The sequence below is a fragment of the Streptomyces sp. NPDC046727 genome (assembly GCF_040645635.1).
GTDB lineage: Bacteria > Actinomycetota > Actinomycetes > Streptomycetales > Streptomycetaceae > Streptomyces.
In genome coordinates, this window is the sequence record NZ_JBEYYR010000027.1 from 32271 (window position 1) to 55352 (window position 23082).

22 protein-coding genes are annotated in these 23082 nt (G+C 69.8%); 19 read left to right on the forward strand and 3 right to left on the reverse strand.

Annotated features, from left to right (window positions below):
- The first annotated feature begins 100 nt into the window (after positions 1-100).
- The 19 genes from rho (at position 101) to ABZ937_RS28570 (ending at position 19172) form a co-directional block, all read left to right on the forward strand.
- Positions 101-2086, forward strand: a complete 1986-nt coding sequence (rho, locus tag ABZ937_RS28480) for a transcription termination factor Rho (protein WP_361696186.1) — start codon at positions 101-103, stop codon at positions 2084-2086.
- A gap of 677 nt (positions 2087-2763) precedes the next feature.
- A complete protein-coding gene (locus ABZ937_RS28485; protein WP_361696187.1) occupies positions 2764-3894 on the forward strand; it encodes an LCP family protein in 1131 nt (376 codons plus the stop codon).
- A 154-nt stretch (positions 3895-4048) separates the two neighbouring features.
- Positions 4049-4270, forward strand: a complete 222-nt coding sequence (gene rpmE / locus ABZ937_RS28490; RefSeq protein ID WP_030740744.1) for a 50S ribosomal protein L31 — start codon at positions 4049-4051, stop codon at positions 4268-4270.
- Between the two features lie 111 nt (positions 4271-4381).
- Positions 4382-5449, forward strand: coding sequence for a peptide chain release factor 1 (gene prfA / locus ABZ937_RS28495; RefSeq protein ID WP_361696188.1), 1068 nt, complete (start codon positions 4382-4384; stop codon positions 5447-5449).
- A 39-nt stretch (positions 5450-5488) separates the two neighbouring features.
- Complete coding sequence (gene prmC / locus ABZ937_RS28500) at positions 5489-6334, forward strand: peptide chain release factor N(5)-glutamine methyltransferase (protein ID WP_031171939.1); 846 nt, start codon at positions 5489-5491, stop codon at positions 6332-6334.
- 52 nt (positions 6335-6386) lie between these two features.
- Positions 6387-7034 (forward strand): L-threonylcarbamoyladenylate synthase, encoded by a 648-nt coding sequence (locus ABZ937_RS28505; protein WP_361696189.1) that lies wholly within the window; start codon positions 6387-6389, stop codon positions 7032-7034.
- Complete coding sequence (locus ABZ937_RS28510) at positions 7031-7708, forward strand: protein-tyrosine-phosphatase (RefSeq protein ID WP_361696190.1); 678 nt, start codon at positions 7031-7033, stop codon at positions 7706-7708. The genes ABZ937_RS28505 and ABZ937_RS28510 overlap by 4 nt, the downstream gene beginning before the upstream one ends.
- Before the next feature lie 101 nt (positions 7709-7809).
- A complete protein-coding gene (glyA, locus tag ABZ937_RS28515) occupies positions 7810-9048 on the forward strand; it encodes a serine hydroxymethyltransferase (protein WP_361696191.1) in 1239 nt (412 codons plus the stop codon).
- A 128-nt stretch (positions 9049-9176) separates the two neighbouring features.
- Positions 9177-10493, forward strand: a complete 1317-nt coding sequence (locus ABZ937_RS28520; protein WP_361696192.1) for an MraY family glycosyltransferase — start codon at positions 9177-9179, stop codon at positions 10491-10493.
- 303 nt (positions 10494-10796) lie between these two features.
- Positions 10797-11234 carry a hypothetical protein gene (locus ABZ937_RS28525; protein ID WP_361696193.1) on the forward strand — a complete coding sequence of 146 codons (438 nt, stop codon included), beginning with the start codon at positions 10797-10799 and terminating at the stop codon, positions 11232-11234.
- A 273-nt stretch (positions 11235-11507) separates the two neighbouring features.
- A complete protein-coding gene (atpB, locus tag ABZ937_RS28530) occupies positions 11508-12278 on the forward strand; it encodes a F0F1 ATP synthase subunit A (RefSeq protein ID WP_361696194.1) in 771 nt (256 codons plus the stop codon).
- Between the two features lie 70 nt (positions 12279-12348).
- The gene (gene atpE, locus ABZ937_RS28535) at positions 12349-12588 is read left to right on the forward strand and encodes an ATP synthase F0 subunit C (protein ID WP_361696195.1); all 240 of its coding nucleotides are present in this window, start codon (positions 12349-12351) and stop codon (positions 12586-12588) included.
- A gap of 40 nt (positions 12589-12628) precedes the next feature.
- On the forward strand, positions 12629-13180 hold the full coding sequence (locus ABZ937_RS28540; protein ID WP_361696196.1) for a F0F1 ATP synthase subunit B: 552 nt from the start codon (positions 12629-12631) through the stop codon (positions 13178-13180).
- The gene (locus ABZ937_RS28545; protein ID WP_361696197.1) at positions 13177-13992 is read left to right on the forward strand and encodes a F0F1 ATP synthase subunit delta; all 816 of its coding nucleotides are present in this window, start codon (positions 13177-13179) and stop codon (positions 13990-13992) included. Before ABZ937_RS28540 ends, ABZ937_RS28545 begins: the two co-directional genes overlap by 4 nt.
- A 132-nt stretch (positions 13993-14124) precedes the next feature.
- Positions 14125-15717 carry a F0F1 ATP synthase subunit alpha gene (atpA, locus tag ABZ937_RS28550; RefSeq protein ID WP_361696198.1) on the forward strand — a complete coding sequence of 531 codons (1593 nt, stop codon included), beginning with the start codon at positions 14125-14127 and terminating at the stop codon, positions 15715-15717.
- Positions 15718-15738: 21 nt separating this feature from the next.
- A complete protein-coding gene (locus ABZ937_RS28555; protein ID WP_361696199.1) occupies positions 15739-16656 on the forward strand; it encodes a F0F1 ATP synthase subunit gamma in 918 nt (305 codons plus the stop codon).
- On the forward strand, positions 16656-18092 hold the full coding sequence (atpD, locus tag ABZ937_RS28560; protein WP_361696200.1) for a F0F1 ATP synthase subunit beta: 1437 nt from the start codon (positions 16656-16658) through the stop codon (positions 18090-18092). The genes ABZ937_RS28555 and atpD overlap by 1 nt, the downstream gene beginning before the upstream one ends.
- A gap of 110 nt (positions 18093-18202) precedes the next feature.
- Positions 18203-18577 carry a F0F1 ATP synthase subunit epsilon gene (locus ABZ937_RS28565; protein WP_067129289.1) on the forward strand — a complete coding sequence of 125 codons (375 nt, stop codon included), beginning with the start codon at positions 18203-18205 and terminating at the stop codon, positions 18575-18577.
- Between the two features lie 148 nt (positions 18578-18725).
- The gene (locus tag ABZ937_RS28570; protein WP_361696201.1) at positions 18726-19172 is read left to right on the forward strand and encodes a DUF2550 domain-containing protein; all 447 of its coding nucleotides are present in this window, start codon (positions 18726-18728) and stop codon (positions 19170-19172) included.
- An 82-nt stretch (positions 19173-19254) separates the two neighbouring features.
- On the opposite strand, the gene ABZ937_RS28575 is transcribed toward ABZ937_RS28570, so the two are convergent.
- The 3 genes from ABZ937_RS28575 to ABZ937_RS28585 all read right to left on the reverse strand — a co-directional run bounded on the left by ABZ937_RS28575 (position 19255) and on the right by ABZ937_RS28585 (position 23023).
- A complete protein-coding gene (locus ABZ937_RS28575) occupies positions 19255-21075 on the reverse strand; it encodes a glycoside hydrolase family 18 chitinase (protein ID WP_361696202.1) in 1821 nt (606 codons plus the stop codon).
- 136 nt (positions 21076-21211) lie between these two features.
- Positions 21212-21853 carry a response regulator transcription factor gene (locus ABZ937_RS28580; RefSeq protein ID WP_361696203.1) on the reverse strand — a complete coding sequence of 214 codons (642 nt, stop codon included), beginning with the start codon at positions 21851-21853 and terminating at the stop codon, positions 21212-21214.
- A 3-nt stretch (positions 21854-21856) separates the two neighbouring features.
- Positions 21857-23023 carry a histidine kinase gene (locus tag ABZ937_RS28585; RefSeq protein WP_361696204.1) on the reverse strand — a complete coding sequence of 389 codons (1167 nt, stop codon included), beginning with the start codon at positions 23021-23023 and terminating at the stop codon, positions 21857-21859.
- Positions 23024-23082 lie beyond the last annotated feature (59 nt).

A 23082-nucleotide genomic window follows, 5' to 3' on the forward strand; every position in this document is an offset into this window, starting at 1 on the left:
ACCGCCCCGGCACGGTTCACAGAAGACAGGACCGTAGCCGGACAGCACAACCGGTCGCCGAGCCAGACAGGCCGACGTCCGCTCCAGGGAAGGACCCTTCGTGAGCGACACCACCGATCTGATGGGCGCACGTGTCGAGGAGACCGCTGCCGCGCCCGCCACGGACGCCTCCGCGCCTGCCGCCGGTGCCGGCTCCCGGCGGCGCCGCGGTACCGGCCTTGAGGGCATGGTGCTGGCCGAGCTGCAGCAGGTCGCCTCGGGCCTCGGCATCAGGGGCACCGCGCGGATGCGCAAGAGCCAGCTGATCGAGGTCATCAAGGAGGCGCAGGCCGCCGGGGGCGCCCCCGCCGCCAAGGCCGACACCGCCACCGAGACCAAGCCGAAGCGCCGGGCCACCTCCAAGGCCCGTACCGGCGAGGACGCCGAGAAGAAGGCGGAGAAGGCCGCTGCGGCCCCCGCCGAGAAGGCCGTGGCCCAGCAGCAGATCGAGATCCCCGGCCAGCCGGCCTCCGACGACGCGCCGACCGAGCGCCGCAGCCGCCGCCGTGCCACCGCCGAGGCGGGCAGCCCGGCCGCGAGCGGCACCGAGACCGTCGCCGCCGAGGCCAAGGCCGAGCCCAAGGCCGAGACGCCCGCGCAGCAGCCGCAGGCGCAGCAGGGCGAGGCCAAGGGCGACGCCGACGGCGAGGGCCGTGGCCGCCGCGACCGCCGTGAGCGCGGCCGGGACCGCGACCGCGACCGGGACCGCGACCGGCGCAACAAGGGCGACGAGCAGCAGGGCGGCCAGCAGCGTCAGCAGCAGGGCCAGCAGCAGGGCGGCGGCCGGCAGGACCGCCAGCAGGACGACGACGACTTCGAGGGCGGCCGGCGCGGCCGTCGTGGCCGCTACCGCGACCGCCGGGGCCGTCGTGGCCGCGACGAGATCGCCGAGCCGCAGCTCGCCGAGGACGACGTCCTGATCCCCGTCGCGGGCATCCTGGACATCCTCGACAACTACGCCTTCATCCGGACCTCCGGCTACCTGCCGGGCCCGAACGACGTGTACGTCTCCCTCGCCCAGGTCCGCAAGAACGGCCTGCGCAAGGGCGACCACGTCACCGGTGCGGTCCGTCAGCCCAAGGAGGGCGAGCGCCGCGAGAAGTTCAACGCGCTGGTCCGCCTGGACTCCGTCAACGGCATGGCGCCCGAACACGGCCGTGGCCGCCCGGAGTTCAACAAGCTGACCCCGCTCTACCCGCAGGACCGGCTCCGCCTGGAGACCGACCCGGGCGTGCTCACCACCCGCATCATCGACCTGGTCTCGCCGATCGGTAAGGGCCAGCGCGGTCTGATCGTGGCCCCGCCGAAGACCGGCAAGACCATGATCATGCAGGCGATCGCCAACGCGATCACGCACAACAACCCCGAGTGCCACCTGATGGTCGTCCTCGTCGACGAGCGTCCGGAAGAGGTCACCGACATGCAGCGGTCGGTCAAGGGCGAGGTCATCTCCTCGACCTTCGACCGCCCGGCCGAGGACCACACCACGGTCGCCGAGCTGGCGATCGAGCGCGCCAAGCGTCTGGTGGAGCTGGGCCACGACGTCGTCGTCCTGCTCGACTCCATCACCCGTCTGGGCCGCGCCTACAACCTGGCCGCGCCGGCCTCCGGCCGCATCCTGTCCGGTGGTGTCGACTCGACCGCGCTGTACCCGCCGAAGCGGTTCTTCGGTGCGGCGCGGAACATCGAGGACGGCGGCTCGCTGACCATCCTCGCCACCGCCCTGGTGGACACCGGGTCCCGCATGGACGAGGTGATCTTCGAGGAGTTCAAGGGCACCGGCAACATGGAGCTCAAGCTCGACCGGAAGCTCGCCGACAAGCGCATCTTCCCGGCGGTGGACGTGGACGCGTCCGGCACCCGTAAGGAAGAGATCCTGCTCGGTGCCGAGGAGCTGGGCATCGTCTGGAAGCTCCGCCGGGTGCTGCACGCGCTGGACCAGCAGCAGGCGATCGAGCTGCTTCTCGACAAGATGAAGCAGACCAAGTCGAACGTCGAGTTCCTGATGCAGATCCAGAAGACGACGCCGACGCCGGGCAACGACTGACCTCGCGCCGTACGACGTGGCAAGGGCCGCTCCCGTGACCGGGGGCGGCCCTTCGCGCTGTGTGCGTTGGTTCCCTCTTGTCGCGGCGAAGGGGCCTGTCGCGGGGACCGCGTACGCGGTGACGACCGTCTTCGTGCCGGTCACCGAGCCCTCCGGGCCGGGTGACGCGCTCGGCGTGGAGGCGGCCCTCGCACTTCTCGATCGCGCTCAGCGCCGCAGGCGGCGAGCCCACGCTCGACCAGGAGCCGGACACGGGCGCCGCTTCCCCTGCCCGGCAGCGTCAACCGGACGCTGTTCCAGGGCAGTTCGGGGCTCCTGCGGGGCACGTACATCGCCTTCGGCATCCCTGGGGAGGACCTCACCTGCTCAGGAGCGGCCAAGGCCGATGCGACGACGGCTCCGCCGACGCGTGGTCCGAGATCTTTGCCACAGGGGCCCCGGCGGGCACCGGCTTCCAGGGCTGTGCGATATGGGGGCGAATCCGCAGGTGAGCGCGGTTTGGCGGGTACCGGGCGACTACACAGCGTGTCCATCGCCGTACGCGATGGGTACTTTGCGTTGTGCAACCCTTTCCCGAGTTTCTCCGTCTGACCAGGCGGAGCGACGATGGAGCGGTGACGACCGCGCCTGACCCTGACCTCAGGGGGTAACACCGACCGCCGAGACCTAGGAGCGATGTGGCCGCCGAGAGCACGCCGGAGCCCGCGATATCCGAGCCGGGCAGGACCGCACCCCGCCGTGGGGGCAAGGGACGCCGCCGCAAGGCGCGCAGCACGGGCAGCAAGGCCCTGCGCGGGGCGGCCTGGACGACCGCGGGCGTGGTCGTGCTGGGCGGTGCCGGCGCGGGGTACGTGTACTTCAAGCTGAACGGCAACCTCCACAGCGTCGACATCAACCAGGCCCTCGGCAGCGACCGGCCCACGAAGATCGACAACGGCTCCGAGAACATCCTGGTCCTCGGCTCGGACACCCGCTCCGGCAAGAACAAGAAGCTGGGCGGCGGCACCGACGACGGCAGTGCCCGCTCGGACACCGCGATGATCGTCCACGTGTACGAGGGCCACAAGAAGGCCAGCGTGGTCTCCATCCCGCGGGACACCCTGGTCGACCGCCCCCAGTGCACCGACACCCAGGGCACCACGCACTCCGCCGCGTCCGGGGTGATGTTCAACGAGGCGTACTCCACCGGCGGCGCGGCCTGTGCGGTCAAGACCGTCGAGTCGATCACCGGCATCCGCATGGACCACTACCTGGAGGTCGACTTCGAGGGCTTCCAGAAGCTCATCGACGACCTCGGCGGGGTCCAGGTCACCACGACCAAGGACATCGACGACCCGCAGAGCCACCTGAAGCTCAAGGCCGGCCCGCACACCCTCAGCGGCGAGCAGGCCCTCGGCCTGGTCCGCACCCGGCACGGCGTCGGCGACGGCTCCGACCTGGGCCGCATCCAGCTGCAGCAGGCGTTCATCAAGGCCCTGATCGACCAGGTCAAGCACGTCGGCGTCTTCACGAACCCGAAGAAGCTGTACGACCTCGCCGACACCGCCACCAAGGCCGTCACCACCGACTCCGACATCGGCTCGGTCAACTCCCTGATGGACTTCGCGGACGGCCTCAAGGGCATCGGCTCCTCCCACATGAAGATGGTCACGATGCCGGTCGAGTACGACCCGGCCAACCCCAACCGCGTCCTCCTGGCGAAGGCCAAGGCGCAGCTGGTGTGGGACGCCCTGAAGAACGACCGCCCGATCCCGAAGTCGGCCACCGAGGGCACGGCCACCGGCGAGGCGAAGGGCGTGGTGAGCTGACCCCGCGCGGGGCGCTCATCCGCAGGAATAGAACAACCGCACCCCCGGTTTGGGTGGATGGCCCCAGTCCTGGCAGACTGGTACGTCGGCTCCGGTTCACGCTCCCGCATCCCGCGGCGGCGACCCGGCGCCCTCCCGGAACCTAGGAGACACCTTGAAGCGCGACATCCACCCCGCGTACGTCGAGACGCAGGTCAGCTGCACCTGTGGCGCGTCGTTCACCACCCGTAGCACCATCGAGTCCGGCACCATCCGGGCCGAGGTCTGCTCCGAGTGCCACCCGTTCTACACGGGCAAGCAGAAGATCCTCGACACCGGTGGCCGTGTGGCCCGCTTCGAGGCCCGCTTCGGCAAGGCTGCCGGCTCCAAGAAGTAGCGAGCCCCATTTCGCCGGTCCACGGCCGCACCCCGACAGGGGTGTGCCCGGGACCGGCGTTTTTGGTCGCCCGCCCTTCCCCTTTCTTCACCGCAGTATCAGGAGCCCAAGATGTTCGAGGCCGTCGAGGAACTCGTCGCCGAGCACGCCGACCTGGAGAAGAAGCTCGCCGACCCGTCGGTCCACGCCGACCAGGCCAACGCGCGCAAGCTGAACAAGCGCTACGCCGAGCTGACCCCGATCGTCGCCACGTACCGCTCCTGGAAGCAGACCGGCGACGACATCGAGACCGCGCGCGAGCTTGCCGCCGTGGACGCCGACTTCGCCGCCGAGGTCAAGGACCTGGAGAAGCAGCGCGAGGAGCTGACCGAGAAGCTGCGCCTCCTGCTGGTCCCGCGCGACCCGAGTGACGACAAGGACGTCATTCTGGAGATCAAGGCGGGCGCCGGCGGCGACGAGTCGGCGCTGTTCGCCGGCGACCTGCTGCGCATGTACCTGCGCTACGCCGAGCGCGTCGGCTGGAAGACCGAGATCATCGACGCCACCGAGTCCGAGCTGGGCGGCTACAAGGACGTCCAGGTCGCGGTGAAGGCCCGCGGGCAGATCGAGCCCGGCCAGGGCGTGTGGGCCCGGATGAAGTACGAGGGTGGGGTGCACCGCGTGCAGCGCGTCCCGGCCACCGAGTCCCAGGGCCGTATCCACACCTCCGCCGCCGGTGTGCTCGTCACGCCCGAGGCGGAGGAGGTCGACGTCGAGATCAACCCGAACGACCTGCGCATCGACGTCTACCGGTCCTCCGGCCCGGGCGGCCAGTCGGTCAACACCACCGACTCCGCGGTGCGCATCACGCACCTGCCGACCGGGGTCGTCGCCTCCTGCCAGAACGAGAAGAGCCAGCTGCAGAACAAGGAGCAGGCGATGCGTATCCTGCGCTCCAGGCTGCTCGCCGCGGCGCAGGAGGAGGCGGAGCGGGAGGCCGCGGACGCCCGCCGCAGCCAGGTCCGCACCGTCGACCGCTCCGAGAAGATCCGCACCTACAACTTCCCGGAGAACCGCATCTCGGACCACCGCGTCGGCTTCAAGGCGTACAACCTGGACCAGGTCCTGGACGGCGACCTCGCCGCGGTGATCCAGGCCTGCGTCGACGCCGACTCGGCGGCGAAGCTCGCCGCCGCGTAAGACCCGTACGCACGCACGAGTACGACACGGAGGACTCGCGTGAACCTGCTGCTCGCCGAGGTGGCCCAGGCCACCCAGCGGCTGGCCGACGCCGGCGTGCCCTCGCCGCGCACCGACGCGGAGGAGCTGGCCGCGTTCGTGCACGGCGTGAAGCGCGGCGAACTGCACTCCGTGAAGGACGCCGACTTCGACGCCCGGTACTGGGAGGTCATCGCCCGGCGTGAGCAGCGCGAGCCGCTGCAGCACATCACCGGGCGGGCCTACTTCCGCTACCTGGAGCTCCAGGTCGGGCCGGGCGTCTTCGTGCCCCGGCCGGAGACCGAGTCCGTGGTCGGCTGGGCCATAGACGCCGTGCGCGCCATGGATGTCGTCGAGCCCTGCATCGTCGACCTGTGCACCGGCTCGGGCGCCATCGCGCTGGCCCTCGCCCAGGAGGTGCCGCGCTCCCGCGTGCACGCCGTGGAGCTGTCCGAGGACGCCCTCGTGTGGACACGGAAGAACGTGGCCGGATCACGGGTCGACCTGCGCCAGGGCGACGCGCTGACCGCCTTCCCCGACCTCGACGGCCAGGTCGACCTGGTCATCTCCAACCCGCCGTACATCCCGCTCACCGAGTGGGAGTACGTCGCCCCCGAGGCCCGTGACTACGACCCGGAGCTGGCCCTGTTCTCCGGCGAGGACGGACTCGACCTCATCCGGGGCATCGAACGCACCGCGCACCGGCTGCTGCGCCCGGGCGGTGTCGTCGTGATCGAGCACGCCGACACCCAGGGCGGCCAGGTGCCGTGGATCTTCACCGAGGAGCGGGGCTGGGCCGACGCGGCCGACCACCCCGACCTGAACAACCGGCCGCGCTTCGCCACCGCGCGCAAGGCGCTGCCGTGAGCACCCCGCAGACTTCAACCCCGCAGTACGTGTACGAGGAGGCCCGCTAGACATGGCACGGCGATACGACACCAACGACGCGACCGACCGCGTGACGGGTCTGCGCGAGGCCGCGTCCGCCGTCCGCCGGGGCGAGCTGGTGGTGCTGCCGACCGACACGGTGTACGGCATCGGCGCCGACGCGTTCTCCTCGGAGGCGGTCGCCGAGCTGCTCGACGCCAAGGGCCGGGGCCGCAACATGCCCACCCCTGTCCTGATCGGCTCCCCGAACACGCTCCACGGTCTGGTCACCGACTTCTCCGAGCTGGCCTGGGAACTGGTCGACGCCTTCTGGCCGGGCGCCCTGACGATCGTCGCCAAGCACCAGCCGTCCCTGCAGTGGGACCTCGGCGACACCCGCGGCACGGTCGCCGTGCGCATGCCACTGCACCCGGTCGCCATCGAGCTGCTCACCGAGGTCGGCCCCATGGCCGTCTCCTCCGCGAACCTCACCGGCCACCCGGCGCCGGAGAACTGCGACGCCGCCCAGGAGATGCTCGGCGACTCCGTCTCCGTGTACCTCGACGGCGGCCCCACCCCCGGCAACGTCCCGTCGTCCATCGTGGACGTCACCGGCTCCGTGCCGGTGCTGCTGCGCGAGGGCGCGATCTCCCCGGACGAGCTGCGGAAGGTCGTACCCGACCTTGAGGTGGCGAATTGACGGCCCCTGAAGCGGGGCGTGGCATAGGCGGCGGGAGCTACAGCGCGGAGGAGACGACGACGTTCGGGTTCCCCCGCGACACCTTCCGCATCCTCCATGTCAGCACCGGCAACGTGTGCCGCTCGCCCATCACCGAGCGGCTGACCCGCCACTTCGTCGCGGAGCGGCTCGGCGTACTCGGCGGCGGGCTGGTCGTGGAGAGCGCGGGCACCTGGGGTCACGAGGGCGCGCCCATGGAGTCCCACGCGGAGACCGTGCTGGGCGAGTTCGGCGCGGACACCGCCGGCTTCGTCGGCCGGGAACTGCTGGACGAGCATGTGATCATGGCCGACCTGGTGCTGACCGCCACCCGCGACCACCGCGCCCAGGTCATCTCCATGGGCCACTCGGCGGGCCTGCGCACCTTCACCCTGAAGGAGTTCACCCGGCTGGTCCGCGCGATAGACCCGGCCACGCTGCCCCCGCTGGAGGACGGCGTGGTCCTGCGGGCCCGTGCCCTGGTGCGGGCGGCGGCGGCGCTGCGCGGCTGGCTGCTCGCCCCGACCGCCGACGCGGACGAGGTGTACGACCCGTACGGCGCCCCGCTGACCTTCTTCCGGTCCATCGGCGACGAGATACGGGACGCGCTGGACCCGGTGGTGACGGCGCTGACGGGCGTACCGGCGCGCACCTGACGCCGCATAATCCGACATAAACGGGCGTAACAACCGCGCGTGCGCCGCAACCCGGGCCTACATTGGGGATACGTCCCCGTCGACCGCCCCGGGAGCCCGCCATGTCGGTCACCCCTGCCCTTGAGACCGACGTCCTGCGGCGGCAGGACCCGGCGATGGCCGAGATCCTCATCGCCGAGCTGGAGCGGCAGTCGACCACGCTCCAGCTGATCGCGGCCGAGAACTTCTGCTCGCCGGCCGTGCTCGCGGCGCTCGGCTCGCCGCTCGCCAACAAGTACGCCGAGGGCTACCCCGGCGCCCGGCACCACGGCGGCTGCGAGATCGTCGACGTCGCCGAACGCGCCGCCATCGACCGGGCCAAGGCCCTCTTCGGCGCCGAGCACGCGAACGTGCAGTCCCACTCCGGCTCCTCGGCCGTTCTGGCCGCCTACGCGGCCCTGCTGCGCCCCGGCGACACCGTCCTCGCCCTCGGCCTGCCCCACGGCGGCCATCTCACCCACGGCTCGCCGGCCAACTTCTCCGGCCGCTGGTTCGACTTCGTCGGCTACGGCGTCGACGCGGAGACCGGGCTGATCGACCACGACCAGGTGCGCCACCTGGCCCGCAACCACCGGCCGAAGGCGATCGTGTGCGGCTCGATCGCCTACCCCCGCCATGTCGACTACGCCTTCTTCCGCGAGGTCGCCGACGAGGTCGGGGCCTATCTGATCGCCGACGCCGCGCATCCGATCGGGCTGGTCGCCGGGGGAGCGGCGCCCAACCCGGTGCCGTACGCCGACATCGTGTGCGCGACCACCCACAAGGTGCTGCGCGGCCCGCGCGGCGGGATGATCCTGTGCGGCGCCGAACTGGCCGAACGCGTCGACCGGGCCGTCTTCCCGTTCACCCAGGGCGGCGCCCAGATGCACACCATCGCCGCCAAGGCCGTGGCGTTCGGCGAGGCGGCAACACCGGCCTTCACCGTGTACGCCCATCAGGTGGTCGCCAACGCGCGGGTGCTCGCCGGTCACCTGGCCGCCGAGGGGCTGGCCGTCACCACCGGCGGCACCGACACCCACCTGATCACCGCCGACCCCGCCCCGCTCGGCGTGGACGGCCGCACCGCGCGCGGCCGGCTCCTCGCGGCCGGCCTGGTGCTGGACTGCTGTGTGCTGCCGCACGGCGACGGCCGCGGGCTGCGTCTGGGCACGGCCGCGGTGACCACCCAGGGGATGGGCGAGCCGGAGATGGTGCGGATCGCGGCACTGCTGGCGGCCGTGCTGCGGGGCGGGACGGAGCCGGCCGCGGCGCGGGAGGAGGTGCGCGCACTCACCGGCCGGTTTCCGCCGTATCCCGGCTGAGCCGGGGTAGCCGACCGGGGTGCACAGCCACGCGTGCAACCATCGTCGCTACCCGGCAGTCCTCATCCATATGCATCCGTCGCTAGGGTGTGGGGCTGTGATGGCCAGCGAGACCTGTGGGGAAGCCCGTGCGTGAATACCTGCTGACGCTCTGCATCACGGCCGCGGTGACGTATCTGCTGACAGGGCCGGTGCGTAAGTTCGCGATCGTGGCCGGAGCCATGCCGGAGATCCGGGCACGTGACGTGCACCGGGAGCCCACTCCGCGCCTCGGCGGTATCGCCATGTTCTTCGGCCTGTGCGCGGGCCTGCTGGTCGCGGACCACCTGTCCAACCTCAACGAGGTCTTCGCCAAGTCGAACGAGCCGCGCGCGCTGCTCTCCGGCGCGGCCCTGATCTGGCTGATCGGCGTCCTGGACGACAAGTTCGAGATCGACGCGCTGATCAAACTGGGCGGTCAGATGATCGCCGCGGGCGTGATGGTCATGCAGGGTCTGACGATCCTGTGGCTGCCCATCCCGGGCGTCGGGAACGTCGCCCTGACCCAGTGGCAGGGCACGCTGCTCACGGTGGCCCTGGTGGTCATCACGATCAACGCGGTGAACTTCGTGGACGGCCTGGACGGCCTCGCGGCCGGCATGGTGTGCATCGCGGCGGGCGCGTTCTTCCTGTACGCCTACCGGATCTGGTACTCGTACGGCATCGAGGCCGCGGCCCCCGGCACGCTGTTCGCGGCCATCCTGATGGGCATGTGCCTGGGCTTCCTGCCGCACAACATGCACCCGGCGCGGATCTTCATGGGCGACTCGGGCTCGATGCTGATCGGCCTGGTGCTGTCGGCGGGCGCGATCTCGATCACCGGTCAGGTGGACCCGGACGCGCTGGCCCTGTTCACGGGTTCGGAGAAGGCGGCGGTGCACCAGACGGTCCCCGTCTACATCCCGCTCCTGCTCCCGCTGACGATCATCGCGGTGCCGGCCGCCGACCTGGTCCTGGCCATCGTCCGCCGCACCTGGCGCGGCCAGTCGCCGTTCGCCGCCGACCGCGGTCATCTGCACCACCGCCTGCTGGAGATCGGCCACTCGCACAGCCGGGCCGTGCTGATCATGTACTTCTGGTCGGCGCTGATCGGCTTCGGGGCCCTCGCCTACTCGGTCAACTCGGCGTCGATGTGGATCGTGCTGGGCGTGGTCTTCCTGAGCGCGGTGGGCCTGGTCCTGCTGCTCCTGCCCCGCTTCACCCCGCGCGTCCCGCTCTGGGCCCAGCGCTTCGTACCGCCCCGCTACCGCAGGCGCCGCCGCGCCCCCGAGACGGCCGTGGCGACGGACAGCACGGAGCCGGAGACCGCCGGGGCGGACCAGCGCACTGCGGTCACGGCCGGGGTCTCAGGCGTCAACGGGGCAACAGCGATCGGCGCTCGTTCGCGTTTCATTGATCGCCGGTGAGCCGGTCAAGGTAAGAATCTGACTAGAGCATTGCCAACTCGTGGGGGAGCAAAGTCCCCTAATACCAGACAAGACGGCTCGGTTTTTGCACAGACGGGCACTGTCACTCTCATGTGTGACAGCAAGCACACCCAGCAGGTAAAGACCTCATCAAATAGTTTGTGATACGGTTCACGAGAACCCCGGATAGGACCGAAGGACCTGAGTGCGACGGTCCTTGGGTGTGAGGTCTCGATCACTCAGCCCGGGACTACGCTCGTCCATGACGACACCCTGCCCCCTTGTGAAAGCGGAGTTGCCGCCATGCCGTCCAATGACGCCCGGAACCTACTGCGGATCGCTGTGCCCACAGCGGCCGCGGGTGCGATCGCTGTCGCCGTGAGCGCCGCGGTCGCGGGAGGCAAGGGTGCGCTCGGGGCGGCCGTCGGCACGGTGCTGGCCATCCTGTTCATGGGAGTCGGCCTCCTCGTGCTGCAGTGGACGGCAAAAACGCTCCCGCAGCTGTTCCAGGCGATGGGGCTCTTGCTCTACGTCGCCCAGCTGCTGCTCCTCCTGACTTTCGTCGCTGTTTTCAAGGACACCTCCCTCTTCAACGCGAAGACGTTCGCCGTGTCGCTCGTCGTCGCGACCGTCGTGTGGATGGCCGCGCAGGCACGCGCGCACATGAAGGCCAAGATCTTCTACATCGACCCGGACTCCGCGAAGAGTGAGAAGCCCGAGAAGACAGGGCCCAAGCCGTGAGGGGTAGGGGCGGGATAAAGGCTTGTGAGATCTCCTGCTATCGTCCGGTGCCAACTGCGGCATCGCGGGCGCGGGCATCTGAGCTGACGCCTGCTCGATCGCGAGGCTCGATGCCCCCCAGCCGCCCCCACATCCGTAACACCAGTCCGGTGCCGATCCGCGGCCGTGTGCCGCGCCGACACAACGAGGTTGCCGAACCCATGCGTCACGCCGAAGGAGCCCGCGGTGAGTGCTGACCAGACCCAGCTCGCCTTTGACTGGAGTTGTCGGATCATGTCCGACAACGGGTGTGGCTTCCCGGCTCCGGGCCTGCACTCGTTCCTGTTCAAGCCGATCGCCACGGTCGGCGGGTTCGAGTTCAACAAGGTGATGCTGCTCGCGCTCATCACCACGCTGCTCGTCGTCCTGTTCTTCTCGGCGGCCTTCGGCAAGGCCAAGGTCGTCCCGGGCAAGCTCCAGATGATCGGCGAGGCCGGCTACGACTTCGTGCGCCGCGGCATCGTGTACGAGACCCTCGGCAAGCGCGAGGGCGAGAAGTGGGTGCCGCTCATGGTCTCCCTCTTCTTCTTCATCTGGATCATGAACATCTGGTCCGTGATCCCGCTGGCCCAGTTCCCGGTCTCCTCGGTCTTCGCCTTCCCGGTCGTCCTGGCCGCGCTCGTCTGGATCCTCTGGGTCGGACTGACCTTCAAGCGCCACGGCTTCGTCGGCTTCTTCAAGAACGTCACGGGGTACGACAAGTCGCTCGGCGGGGTCCTTCCGCTGGTCATGGTCATCGAGTTCCTCTCGAACCTGATCGTCCGCCCGTTCACGCACGCGGTGCGACTCTTCGCCAACATGTTCGCCGGTCACCTGATGCTGGTGATGTTCACCGTCGCCTCCTGGTACCTGCTGAACAGCTGGATGGTCCCGGCCGCCGGCGTGTCCTTCGTGATGACGGTCGCCATGATCGGCTTCGAGCTCTTCGTCCAGGCTGTCCAGGCGTACGTCTTCGTACTCCTCGCCTGCTCCTACATTCAGGGCGCTCTCGCCGAGCACCACTGAGTCACACCACCACCCCTGGTCGTCCGGTGGCCAACCCCCACCGGTCCGTAAAAGAGAAGGAAGAAACGGCATGTCCGCTGCCATCGAACTCGCCGCTGGTGTCTCCGGCTCCCTCGGTTCCGTCGGCTACGGCCTCGCGGCCATCGGCCCCGGCATCGGCGTCGGCATCATCTTCGGTAACGGCACCCAGGCCCTCGCCCGTCAGCCCGAGGCGGCCGGTCTGATCCGCGCCAACCAGATCCTGGGCTTCGCCTTCTGTGAGGCGCTCGCCCTCATCGGCATCGTTATGCCGTTCGTGTTCGGTCGGTAATTGAGCCACCCACCGACACGTTTCGACGAAAGGCACTGATGTGATCGCCAACCTGGCACAGCTGGCGGCCGAGGAGACGGAGCAGAACCCGCTCATCCCGGCCGGCCCCGAGCTGCTCGTCGGCACCATCGCCTTCGCCATCGTGTTCTTCTTCTTCTGGAAGAAGCTGCTTCCGAACATCAACAAGGTTCTGGAGGAGCGTCGCGCGGCGATCGAAGGCGGCATCGAAGAGGCCGACGCCATGAAGGTCGAGGCCCAGAGCGTCCTTGAGCAGTACAAGGCCCAGCTCGCCGAGGCCCGGCACGAGGCCGCGCGTCTGCGTCAGGAGGCGCAGGAGCAGGGTGCCGCGCTCATCGCCGAGATGCGGGCCGAGGGCCAGCGGCAGCGCGAGGAGATCGTCACCGCCGGTCACGCCCAGATCGAGGCCGACCGCAAGACCGCGGCCTCCGCGCTGCGTCAGGACGTCGGCAGGCTCGCCACCGAACTGGCCGGCAAGCTCGTCGGCGAGTCCCTTGAGGACCACGCCCGCCAGAGCCGTGTGATCGACCGCTTCCTCGACGAGCTTGAGGAGAAGGCCGAGGCCACGCGATGAACGGAGCGAGCCGCGAGGCCCTGGCAGCCGCACGTGAGCGTCTCGACGCGCTGACGGACTCCACGTCCGTGGACGCCGCGAAGCTCGCCGACGAGCTGGCGGCCGTCACCGCGCTGCTCGACCGCGAGGCCGGCCTGCGCCGGGTCCTCACCGACCCGGCGCAGCCCGGAGAGGCGAAGGCCCAGCTGGTCCAGCGTCTGGTCGGTGGCCAGGTCAGCGGCCCGACCGCCGACCTGGTGTCCGGGCTGGCGCGTTCCCGCTGGTCGCAGCCCCGCGACCTGGTGGACGCGCTGGAGGAGCTGGCGGACATCGCCGACCTCACGGCGGCGGAGAAGACGGGCACCCTCGACGACGTCGAGGACGAGCTGTTCCGGTTCGGCCGGATCGTCTCCTCCAGCACCGAGCTGCGTGCCGCGCTCACCGACCGTGCCGCCGGCGCCTCGGCCAAGACCGAGCTGCTGAACCGGCTCCTCGGCGGGCGGGCCAAGCCGGCCACCGAGCGTCTGGTGACGCGCCTCGTAACCGCGCCGCGGGGACGTAGCCTGGAGTCGGGACTGGAGTCCCTGTCCAAGCTCGCCGCCGAGCGCCGGGACCGCCTGGTCGCCGTCGTCACCTCGGCGGTGCCGCTGAGCGACGGACAGAAGCAGCGCCTCGGCGCCGCTCTGACCAAGCTCTACGGGCGTCGGATGCACCTGAACCTCGACGTCGACCCCGAGGTCGTCGGAGGCATCCGGGTGCAGGTCGGTGACGAGGTCATCAACGGCTCGCTCGCGGACCGGCTGGACGAGGCCGCCCGCCGCATGGCGAGCTAGCAGCAACTCGATATTTCGAGAAAAGCAGTACGTACTTACGGCCCTGGTTGGGCCGTGCAGAGGATTCCTGGGGGTCGCCCCCAGACCCCCAAAGTGAAACTTCGGGCCCAACAAGGAGAGCAGGGAACCCAGATGGCGGAGCTCACGATCCGGCCGGAGGAGATCCGGGACGCACTGGAGACCTTCGTCCAGTCGTACAAGCCGGACGCGGCCTCGCGCGAGGAGGTCGGTACGGTCACCCTTGCCGGCGACGGCATCGCGAAGGTCGAGGGCCTGCCCTCGGCCATGGCCAACGAACTGCTGAAGTTCGAGGACGGCACCCTCGGCCTCGCGCTGAACCTGGAAGAGCGCGAGATCGGTGCCATCGTCCTCGGTGAGTTCAGCGGCATCGAGGAGGGTCAGCCGGTGCAGCGCACCGGTGAGGTCCTCTCCGTCGCGGTCGGCGAGGGCTACCTCGGCCGTGTCGTCGACCCGCTCGGCAACCCGATCGACGGCCTCGGCGAGATCGAGACGTCCGGCCGCCGCGCCCTCGAGCTGCAGGCCCCCACGGTCATGCAGCGCAAGTCGGTGCACGAGCCGATGGAGACCGGCTACAAGGCCGTGGACGCGATGACCCCGATCGGCCGTGGTCAGCGTCAGCTGATCATCGGTGACCGCCAGACCGGCAAGACCGCCCTGGCCGTCGACACGATCATCAACCAGCGCGACAACTGGCGCACGGGCGACCCGAAGAAGCAGGTCCGCTGCATCTACGTCGCCATCGGCCAGAAGGGCTCCACCATCGCCGGCGTGCGCCGCGCGCTGGAGGAGAACGGCGCCCTGGAGTACACGACCATCGTCGCCGCCCCGGCGTCCGACCCGGCCGGCTTCAAGTACCTGGCGCCGTACACCGGTTCGGCCATCGGCCAGCAGTGGATGTACGAGGGCAAGCACGTCCTCATCATCTTCGACGACCTGTCGAAGCAGGCCGACGCCTACCGCGCCGTGTCCCTGCTGCTGCGCCGCCCGCCGGGCCGTGAGGCCTACCCGGGTGACGTCTTCTACCTGCACTCCCGTCTGCTGGAGCGCTGCGCCAAGCTCTCCGACGACATGGGTGCCGGCTCGATGACCGGTCTGCCGATCGTCGAGACCAAGGCCAACGACGTCTCGGCGTTCATCCCGACCAACGTCATCTCCATCACCGACGGCCAGTGCTTCCTGGAGTCGGACCTGTTCAACGCCGGTCAGCGCCCCGCGCTGAACGTCGGTATCTCCGTCTCCCGAGTCGGTGGTTCCGCGCAGCACAAGGCGATGCGCCAGGTCTCCGGCCGCCTCCGTGTGGACCTCGCCCAGTTCCGTGAGCTGGAGGCGTTCGCCGCCTTCGGTTCCGACCTGGACGCGGCCTCCAAGGCGCAGCTGGAGCGCGGTCAGCGCATGGTCGAGCTGCTGAAGCAGGACCAGTACCAGCCGATGTCCACCGAGGACCAGGTCGTCTCCGTCTGGGCCGGCACCAACGGCCGTATGGACGACGTCCCGGTCGCCGACATCCGCCGCTTCGAGCGCGAGCTGCTGGACTACCTGCACCGCAAGGAGGCGGGCCTGCTCACCTCCATCCGCGAGGGCGCCAAGATGTCGAACGACACGATCCAGGCGATCGACGACGCGGTGGCGGAGTTCAAGAAGCAGTTCGAGACCTCGGACGGGAAGCTGCTCGGCGAGGACACTCCTGCCGCTGCTTCCAAGTGACGTAAGGAAGGGACCTGACTCATGGGAGCCCAGCTCCGGGTCTACAAGCGTCGCATCCGATCCGTCAGCGCGACCAAGAAGATCACCAAGGCGATGGAGATGATCGCCGCCTCGCGCGTCGTCAAGGCGCAGCGCAAGGTGGCGGCCTCCACGCCGTACGCGACCGAGCTGACGCGCGCGGTCACGGCGGTCGGTACGGGTTCGAACACCAAGCACCCGCTCACCACGGAGGCGGAGAACCCGACCCGTGCCGCGGTCCTGCTCCTCACGAGCGACCGCGGTCTGGCCGGCGCCTTCAACTCCAACGCCATCAAGGCGGCGGAGCAGCTGACCGAGCGCCTGGAGCGCGAGGGCAAGCAGGTGGACACGTACATCGTCGGCCGCCGTGGTGTCGCCCACTACAACTTCCGTGAGCGCAAGATCTCGGAGTCGTGGACGGGCTTCACCGACGAGCCGTCGTACGCGGACGCCAAGAAGGTGGCGGAGCCTCTGATCGAGGCCATCGAGAAGGAGACGGCGGACGGCGGCGTGGACGAGCTCCACATCGTCTACACCGAGTTCGTCTCGATGATGACGCAGACCGCGCTCGACGCCCGGCTGCTGCCGCTGCGTCTCGAAGAGGTCGCCGAGGAGGCCAAGCCCAAGGGCGAGATCCTCCCGCTGTACGACTTCGAGCCGTCGGCGGAGGACGTCCTCGACGCCCTGCTGCCGCGCTACGTGGAGAGCCGGATCTACAACGCGCTGCTCCAGTCGGCCGCCTCCAAGCACGCCGCCACGCGGCGCGCGATGAAGTCGGCCACCGACAACGCGGGCGAGCTGATCAACACGCTCTCCCGTCTTGCCAACGCGGCCCGCCAGGCCGAAATCACCCAGGAAATCAGCGAGATCGTCGGTGGCGCGAGCGCCCTGGCCGACGCGACCGCGGGGAGTGACCGATAATGACCACCACTGTTGAGACCGCGACGGCTACGGGCCGCGTCGCCCGGGTCATCGGCCCGGTCGTCGACGTGGAGTTCCCCGTCGACGCGATGCCGGACATCTACAACGCCCTTCACGTCGAGGTGGCCGACCCGGCCAACGCCGGCGAGAAGAAGACGCTGACCCTGGAGGTCGCCCAGCACCTGGGTGACGGCCTGGTCCGCACCATCTCCATGCAGCCCACCGACGGTCTGGTCCGCCAGGCCCCGGTCGTCGACACCGGCAACTCCATCACGGTGCCCGTCGGTGACTTCACCAAGGGCAAGGTGTTCAACACCCTCGGTGAGGTGCTGAACGTCGACGAGCAGTACGAGGGCGAGCGCTGGGGCATCCACCGCAAGGCCCCGAACTTCGACGAGCTCGAGTCGAAGACCGAGATGTTCGAGACGGGCGTCAAGGTCATCGACCTGCTCACCCCGTACGTCAAGGGCGGCAAGATCGGCCTGTTCGGCGGCGCCGGCGTCGGCAAGACGGTGCTCATCCAGGAGATGATCTACCGCGTCGCCAACAACCACGACGGTGTCTCCGTGTTCGCCGGTGTCGGTGAGCGCACCCGTGAGGGCAACGACCTCATCGAGGAGATGTCGGACTCCGGCGTCATCGACAAGACCGCCCTGGTCTTCGGTCAGATGGACGAGCCCCCGGGCACCCGTCTGCGCGTCGCGCTGGCCGGCCTCACCATGGCCGAGTACTTCCGTGACGTCCAGAAGCAGGACGTGCTGTTCTTCATCGACAACATCTTCCGCTTCACGCAGGCCGGTTCCGAGGTCTCCACGCTGCTCGGCCGTATGCCGTCCGCGGTGGGTTACCAGCCGAACCTGGCCGACGAGATGGGTCTCCTCCAGGAGCGCATCACGTCGACCCGCGGTCACTCGATCACCTCGATGCAGGCGATCTACGTCCCCGCGGACGACCTGACCGACCCGGCCCCGGCCACCACCTTCGCCCACCTCGACGCGACGACGGTTCTGTCCCGTCCGATCTCCGAGAAGGGCATCTACCCGGCCGTGGACCCGCTGGACTCCACGTCCCGGATCCTGGACCCGCGCTACATCTCGGCGGATCACTACAACGCGGCCATGCGCGTGAAGACGATCCTGCAGAAGTACAAGGACCTCCAGGACATCATCGCGATCCTCGGTATCGACGAGCTGGGCGAGGAGGACAAGCTCGTCGTCCACCGTGCCCGTCGTGTGGAGCGCTTCCTGTCCCAGAACACCCACGTCGCCAAGCAGTTCACCGGCGTGGACGGCTCGGACGTGCCGCTCGACGAGTCGATCGCCGCGTTCAACGCGATCTGCGACGGTGAGTACGACCACTTCCCCGAGCAGGCGTTCTTCATGTGCGGTGGCCTCGAGGACCTCAAGGCCAACGCCAAGGAGCTGGGCGTCTCCTGAGCCTCGCGCTCGTGTGAGGGGGCGGGTGCGTCCCGCCCCCTCATCCACGCCCTCTAGAATTGACCCCAACACCCGGCACTACCGCCGGGTGGTGACCCGAGGAGCCACCCTTGGCTGCTGAGCTGCACGTCGAGCTGGTCGCCGCCGACCGCCAGGTCTGGTCCGGTGAGGCCACCCTGGTCGTCGCGCGCACCACGTCCGGCGACATCGGCGTCATGCCCGGTCACCAGCCGCTGCTCGGTGTGCTGGAGTCGGGCCCGGTGACCATCCGTACGAGTGATGGTGGAACGGTCGTCGCCGCGGTGCACGGCGGTTTCATCTCGTTCGCGGACGACAAGCTGTCCCTGCTGGCCGAGATCGCCGAGCTGTCGGACGAGATCGATGTCCAGCGCACGGAGCGGGAGCTGGAGCGCGCGAAGGCGGAGGGCGACGCCGCCGCCGAACGCCGCGCGGACGTCCGACTGCGTGCTGCGGCGGCGCGCTGAACCAGCCGCGCTGTACGTTGACGTCACTCAGCCGCGGCCGGCCCGGAGCAATCCGGTGCCGGTCGCGGCTGAGGCAGATGTAGGTGTTTTTTCCGTTTCATTACTCAGTGACAGAAGCAGTTCCTAGGAGACGAGGAGGTCGGTGCCGATGATCCTCGCTCTGACTGTGTGCGGGATCGTGGTCGCGCTCGTGGTGGTGGGGCTGTTCCTGTTCGGACTGCGCCGCAGGCTCATCCAGCGCTCCGGCGGCACCTTCGACTGCTCGCTGCGCTGGGACGTGGCGGAGAAACCGGACGCGGGCGGCAAGGGCTGGAGCTACGGCGTCGCCCGCTACAACGGCGACCGCATCGAGTGGTACCGGGTCTTCTCCTACGCGCTTCGCCCCCGCCGCGTCCTGGAGCGCGCGCAGATCGAGGTGGCCGGCCGCCGGCTGCCCGAGGGCGAGGAGGAGCTGGCGCTGCTGTCGGACGCGGTGGTGCTGGCCTGTACGCACCGGGGCACCCGCCTCGAACTCGCCATGAGCGAAGACGCGCTGACCGGGTTTCTCGCGTGGCTGGAAGCAGCCCCGCCCGGACAGCGAGTGAATGTGGCGTAGCCACATTCACTCGCTGGGTGGGGGTCCCCCCGGACGAAGTCTGGGGGGAGCGTCAACGTCGCTTAAGTGGTTCTGTTCGCTCTTACAGGTTGTTGCTGATGGCGCTCACCAGTTCGCCGTTGCTGGTGTCACCGCTGAACTCCCAGAAGAAGGCGCCGCCGAGGCCCTGGTTCTTGGCCCACGCCATCTTGGTCGCGATGGTGGCCGGAGTGTCGTACGACCACCAGTTGCTGCCGCAGTGCGCGTACGCCGTACCCGCGATCGTGCCGGTCGCCGGACAGGACGTCTTGAGCACCTTGTAGTCCTCGATGCCCTGCTCGTAGGTGCCGGCCGCCGGGCCGGTGGCGGTGCCGCCGGGGGCGTCCTGGGTGACGCCGGTCCAGCCGCGGCCGTAGAAGCCGATGCCGATGAGCAGCTTGCTCGCGGGCACGCCGATCGACTTGAACTTGGCCATCGCGTCGGCGGTGGTGAAGCCCGCCTTCGGGATGCCGTCGTACGAGGTGAGCGGGGAGTGCGGGGCGGTCGGGCCCTTGGCGTCCCAGGCGCCGAAGAAGTCGTACGTCATCACGTTGTACCAGTCGACGGACTGGGCGGCGCCCGCGTAGTCCGCGGCCTCGATCTTGCCGCCGGCCGAGCCGTCGGCGGTGACCGCGGCGGTGACCAGGTTGTTCGAGCCGAACTTGGCGCGCAGCGCGGCCATCAGGTTCTTGTAGGCGGCGGCACCGGAGGTGTCACAGCTCAGGCCGCAGGCGTTCGGGTACTCCCAGTCGATGTCGATGCCGTCGAAGACGTCGGCCCAGCGCGGGTCCTCGACCAGGTCGTAGCAGGACTGGGCGAAGGCGGCCGGGTTCTTCGCGGCCTCGCCGAAGCCGCCGGACCAGGTCCAGCCGCCGAAGGACCACAGCACCTTGATGTTCGGGTACTTCGCCTTCAGCTGGCGCAGCTGGTTGAAGTTGCCGCGCAGCGGCTGGTCCCAGGTGTCGGCGGTGCCGCTGACGGACTGGTCGGCGGTGAACGCCTTGTCGTAGTCGGCGTAGGAGTCGCCGATCGCGCACTTGCCGCCGGTGACGTTGCCGAAGGCGTAGTTGATGTGCGTGATCTTCGACGCGGAGCCGGACGTCACCAGGTTCTTGACGTTGTAGTTGCGGCCGTAGATGCCCCACTCGGTGAAGTAGCCGAGCTTGACCTTGTCGCCGCTGGGCGGGGGAGTGGTGCCGCCGCCGGTGGTGTGCACCTTGACCGCGCCGCTGACCGGGCCGGTCTGGTCGGCGGTGTCGCGGGCCCGCACGGTGTAGGAGTAGTCGGTGCCGGCGGTCAGGCCGGTGTCGGTGTACGACGTGGTGGTGACCGTGGCGACCTTGGTGCCGTCGCGCAGCACGTCGTAGTTCTTGACGCCCTTGTCGTCGGTGGCCGCGCTCCAGCCGAGCTTCACCGAGGTGTCGGTGACGGAGGAGGCGGTCGGGGTGCCGGGGGCGGACGGGGCCGCGTCACCCGGGACCGTCGTACCGTCGCAGCTGTCGCCGTTCAGCTTGCAGTTGGACGGGGAGCCGGAGCCCGCGCCGTTGAAGCCGAAGGAGACGGTGGCGCCGGGGGCGATGGTGCCGTTGTAGGACTTGTTCTTCGCCGTCCAGTGGGTGCCGGAGCCGGTGACGTCCGCGTCCCAGGCGGAGGTGACGGACGTGCCGGAGGGGAAGTCCCACTCGATGGTCCAGGAGCTGATGCTGCTGGTACCGGTGTTCTTGATGGTCCACTGACCACCGAAGCCGGTTCCCCAGTCGCTCGTCTTGGTGAAGCCGGCCGTCGCGTTCGTCGCGGCCTGCGCGGGGCTCGCGAGACCGACCAGACCGGCCAGGGGGAGCAACAGGGTCGCGAACCCTGCCGCGGCTCTGTGTCTGAAGCGCATGCTGCGCCTCCCTCGTCATCGGGGGTGTCAGGGGCATGACTGAGCCTTCACGCCCACGGTGCTGCGAGGGTAGAAAGGTCTGGACCACAGGTCAATAGGTCTGGACCATTCCGGGGCGGAGCGGTGCCGAGCGGTACTAGACCCCCAACTCCCGGGCGAGGACGGCGGCTTGCACCCGGCTGCGCAGCTCCAGCTTGGCCAGCAACCGGCTGACGTGCGTCTTCACCGTGCCCTCCGCCATGTCCAGGCGGGCCGCGATCTCCGCGTTCGACAGCCCCTCGCCGATACAGCCCAGCACCTCCCGCTCCCGCCGGGTGAGGTCCTCCAGCACGGCCGGGTCGGCCCCCGCCTCCCGCGCCGGCGCCGCGGCGAACTCGGCGATCAGCCGCCGGGTCACGGCCGGCGCGACGATCCCCTCCCCGCGCGCCACCGTCCGTACCGCCTCCAGCAGATCCCTCGCCTCGGTGTTCTTCAGCAGGAATCCGGCCGCGCCCGCCCGCAGCGCGCCGAACACGTACTCGTCCAGGTCGAAGGTGGTCAGCACGAGCACATCCGCGAGCCCCTCGGCGACGACCCGCCGGGTCGCGGAGACCCCGTCCAGGCGGGGCATCTGAACGTCCATCAGGATCAGGTCCGGCCGCAGGCTCCGGGCCAGTTCGACCGCCCGCTCGCCGTCCTCCGCCTCCCCGACCACCTCGATGTCCGGCGCGCTGCGCAGGATCAGGACGAGCCCGGCACGGACGGCGGACTGGTCCTCGGCGACCAGGACACGGATCATGCTTCAGTCTCCTTCGGTGAGCGGCAGGGTGGCGCGTACGGCCCACTGGGCGCCCCGCGGCCCGGCCTCGAACGCGCCGCCGAGCAGCGCGGCCCGCTCGCGCATCCCGGTGAGGCCGGAGCCGGAGCCGGGTGCGCGGGGGCCGTCGCCGGGCCGGTAGGGGCTGGTCACCCGGATGTCCAGCAGGTCGCTGTGCTGCCGGAGGGAGACCTGGACGCGCCCCTTCGCCGCGTGTTTGAGGGCGTTGGTCAGCGACTCCTGCACGATCCGGTAGGCGGCCAGTTCCACCGGCGCCGGCACCTTGCCGTGACCGGCGTCCAGGGTGACGTCCAGGCCGCCCGCCCGAGCCCGGTCGACCAGGGCGCCGAGGCCGTCCAGCGTGGGGGAAGCGGCGGGCTCCCGATCGCCGGAGCCGGTGCGCAGGATGCCGATCAGCCGGCGCATCTCGGCCAGACCCGCCACGCTGTTCTCCCGGATGACGGCCAGCGCGTCCCGGGTGGTCTTCGGGTCGTCCAGGGAGAGCGCCGCCGTGGAGTGGATGGCGATGGCCGACAGATGGTTGGCCACCATGTCGTGCAACTCGCGGGCCATCCGGGCCCGTTCGGCGGTGACCGCCTGCGTGCGGTCCATCTCGGCCAGCAGCGCGGTCTGTTCGGCGCGCAGCCGGGCGGCCTCGGCGGCCTCGCGGTGGTCGCGCACGGTCGCCCCGGTGGCGGCGGGGGCCAGCGCCACCACCCCGATGCCCACCCCGATCAGCAGCCCCTGCGGATCCCGCCACAGCGCCGCCGGGACCACCCCGCCGAGGACCGTGAGCATCCCGGTGATCCACGGGATGCGGCGGGCGGAGGCCGGGGTGCCGTACAGGACGGCCGCGTACACCAGGTCGGTGTACAGCACGATCGTGACGATGCTGCCGAGGGTCACCGTGTCCAGGGCCAGCGCGCCGGTACCGATCAGCAGGCCGGTGCGCGGCCGGATGCGGCGCAACGGCTCGCACGCCGCCGTCACCGCCAGCGGCACCAGCGGCGCCCAGGGCGCGCCCCACAGCACCAGGTCGTCCGAGGACACGCGCGGATGGATCCCCAGCGCCCACAGCAGCACCCCGCCGAGCAGTCCGCCCACGGCGATGTACCAGTCGTCGTGGTGCGGGCGGGGGAGCGTGCGGGCCATGCCCCTTATCCAACACGGCGCCGGGGCGGGCCGCCTGCACCCGGGGAAGGGTGCCGTAC

Excerpts from the sequence above, each read along its gene's own strand:
- prfA (WP_361696188.1), top strand. The coding sequence starts at position 4,382 with ATGTTCGAGGCCGTCGAGGAACTCGTCGCCGAGCACGCCGACCTGGAG.
- ABZ937_RS28505 (WP_361696189.1), top strand. The coding sequence starts at position 6,387 with ATGGCACGGCGATACGACACCAACGACGCGACCGACCGCGTGACGGGT.
- glyA (WP_361696191.1), top strand. The coding sequence starts at position 7,810 with ATGTCGGTCACCCCTGCCCTTGAGACCGACGTCCTGCGGCGGCAGGAC.
- ABZ937_RS28525 (WP_361696193.1), top strand. The coding sequence starts at position 10,797 with ATGCCGTCCAATGACGCCCGGAACCTACTGCGGATCGCTGTGCCCACA.
- atpB (WP_361696194.1), top strand. The coding sequence starts at position 11,508 with ATGTCCGACAACGGGTGTGGCTTCCCGGCTCCGGGCCTGCACTCGTTC.
- atpE (WP_361696195.1), top strand. The coding sequence starts at position 12,349 with ATGTCCGCTGCCATCGAACTCGCCGCTGGTGTCTCCGGCTCCCTCGGT.
- ABZ937_RS28545 (WP_361696197.1), top strand. The coding sequence starts at position 13,177 with ATGAACGGAGCGAGCCGCGAGGCCCTGGCAGCCGCACGTGAGCGTCTC.
- atpA (WP_361696198.1), top strand. The coding sequence starts at position 14,125 with ATGGCGGAGCTCACGATCCGGCCGGAGGAGATCCGGGACGCACTGGAG.
- ABZ937_RS28555 (WP_361696199.1), top strand. The coding sequence starts at position 15,739 with ATGGGAGCCCAGCTCCGGGTCTACAAGCGTCGCATCCGATCCGTCAGC.
- atpD (WP_361696200.1), top strand. The coding sequence starts at position 16,656 with ATGACCACCACTGTTGAGACCGCGACGGCTACGGGCCGCGTCGCCCGG.
- ABZ937_RS28570 (WP_361696201.1), top strand. The coding sequence starts at position 18,726 with ATGATCCTCGCTCTGACTGTGTGCGGGATCGTGGTCGCGCTCGTGGTG.
- ABZ937_RS28575 (WP_361696202.1), bottom strand. The coding sequence starts at position 21,075 with ATGCGCTTCAGACACAGAGCCGCGGCAGGGTTCGCGACCCTGTTGCTC.
- ABZ937_RS28580 (WP_361696203.1), bottom strand. The coding sequence starts at position 21,853 with ATGATCCGTGTCCTGGTCGCCGAGGACCAGTCCGCCGTCCGTGCCGGG.
- ABZ937_RS28585 (WP_361696204.1), bottom strand. The coding sequence starts at position 23,023 with ATGGCCCGCACGCTCCCCCGCCCGCACCACGACGACTGGTACATCGCC.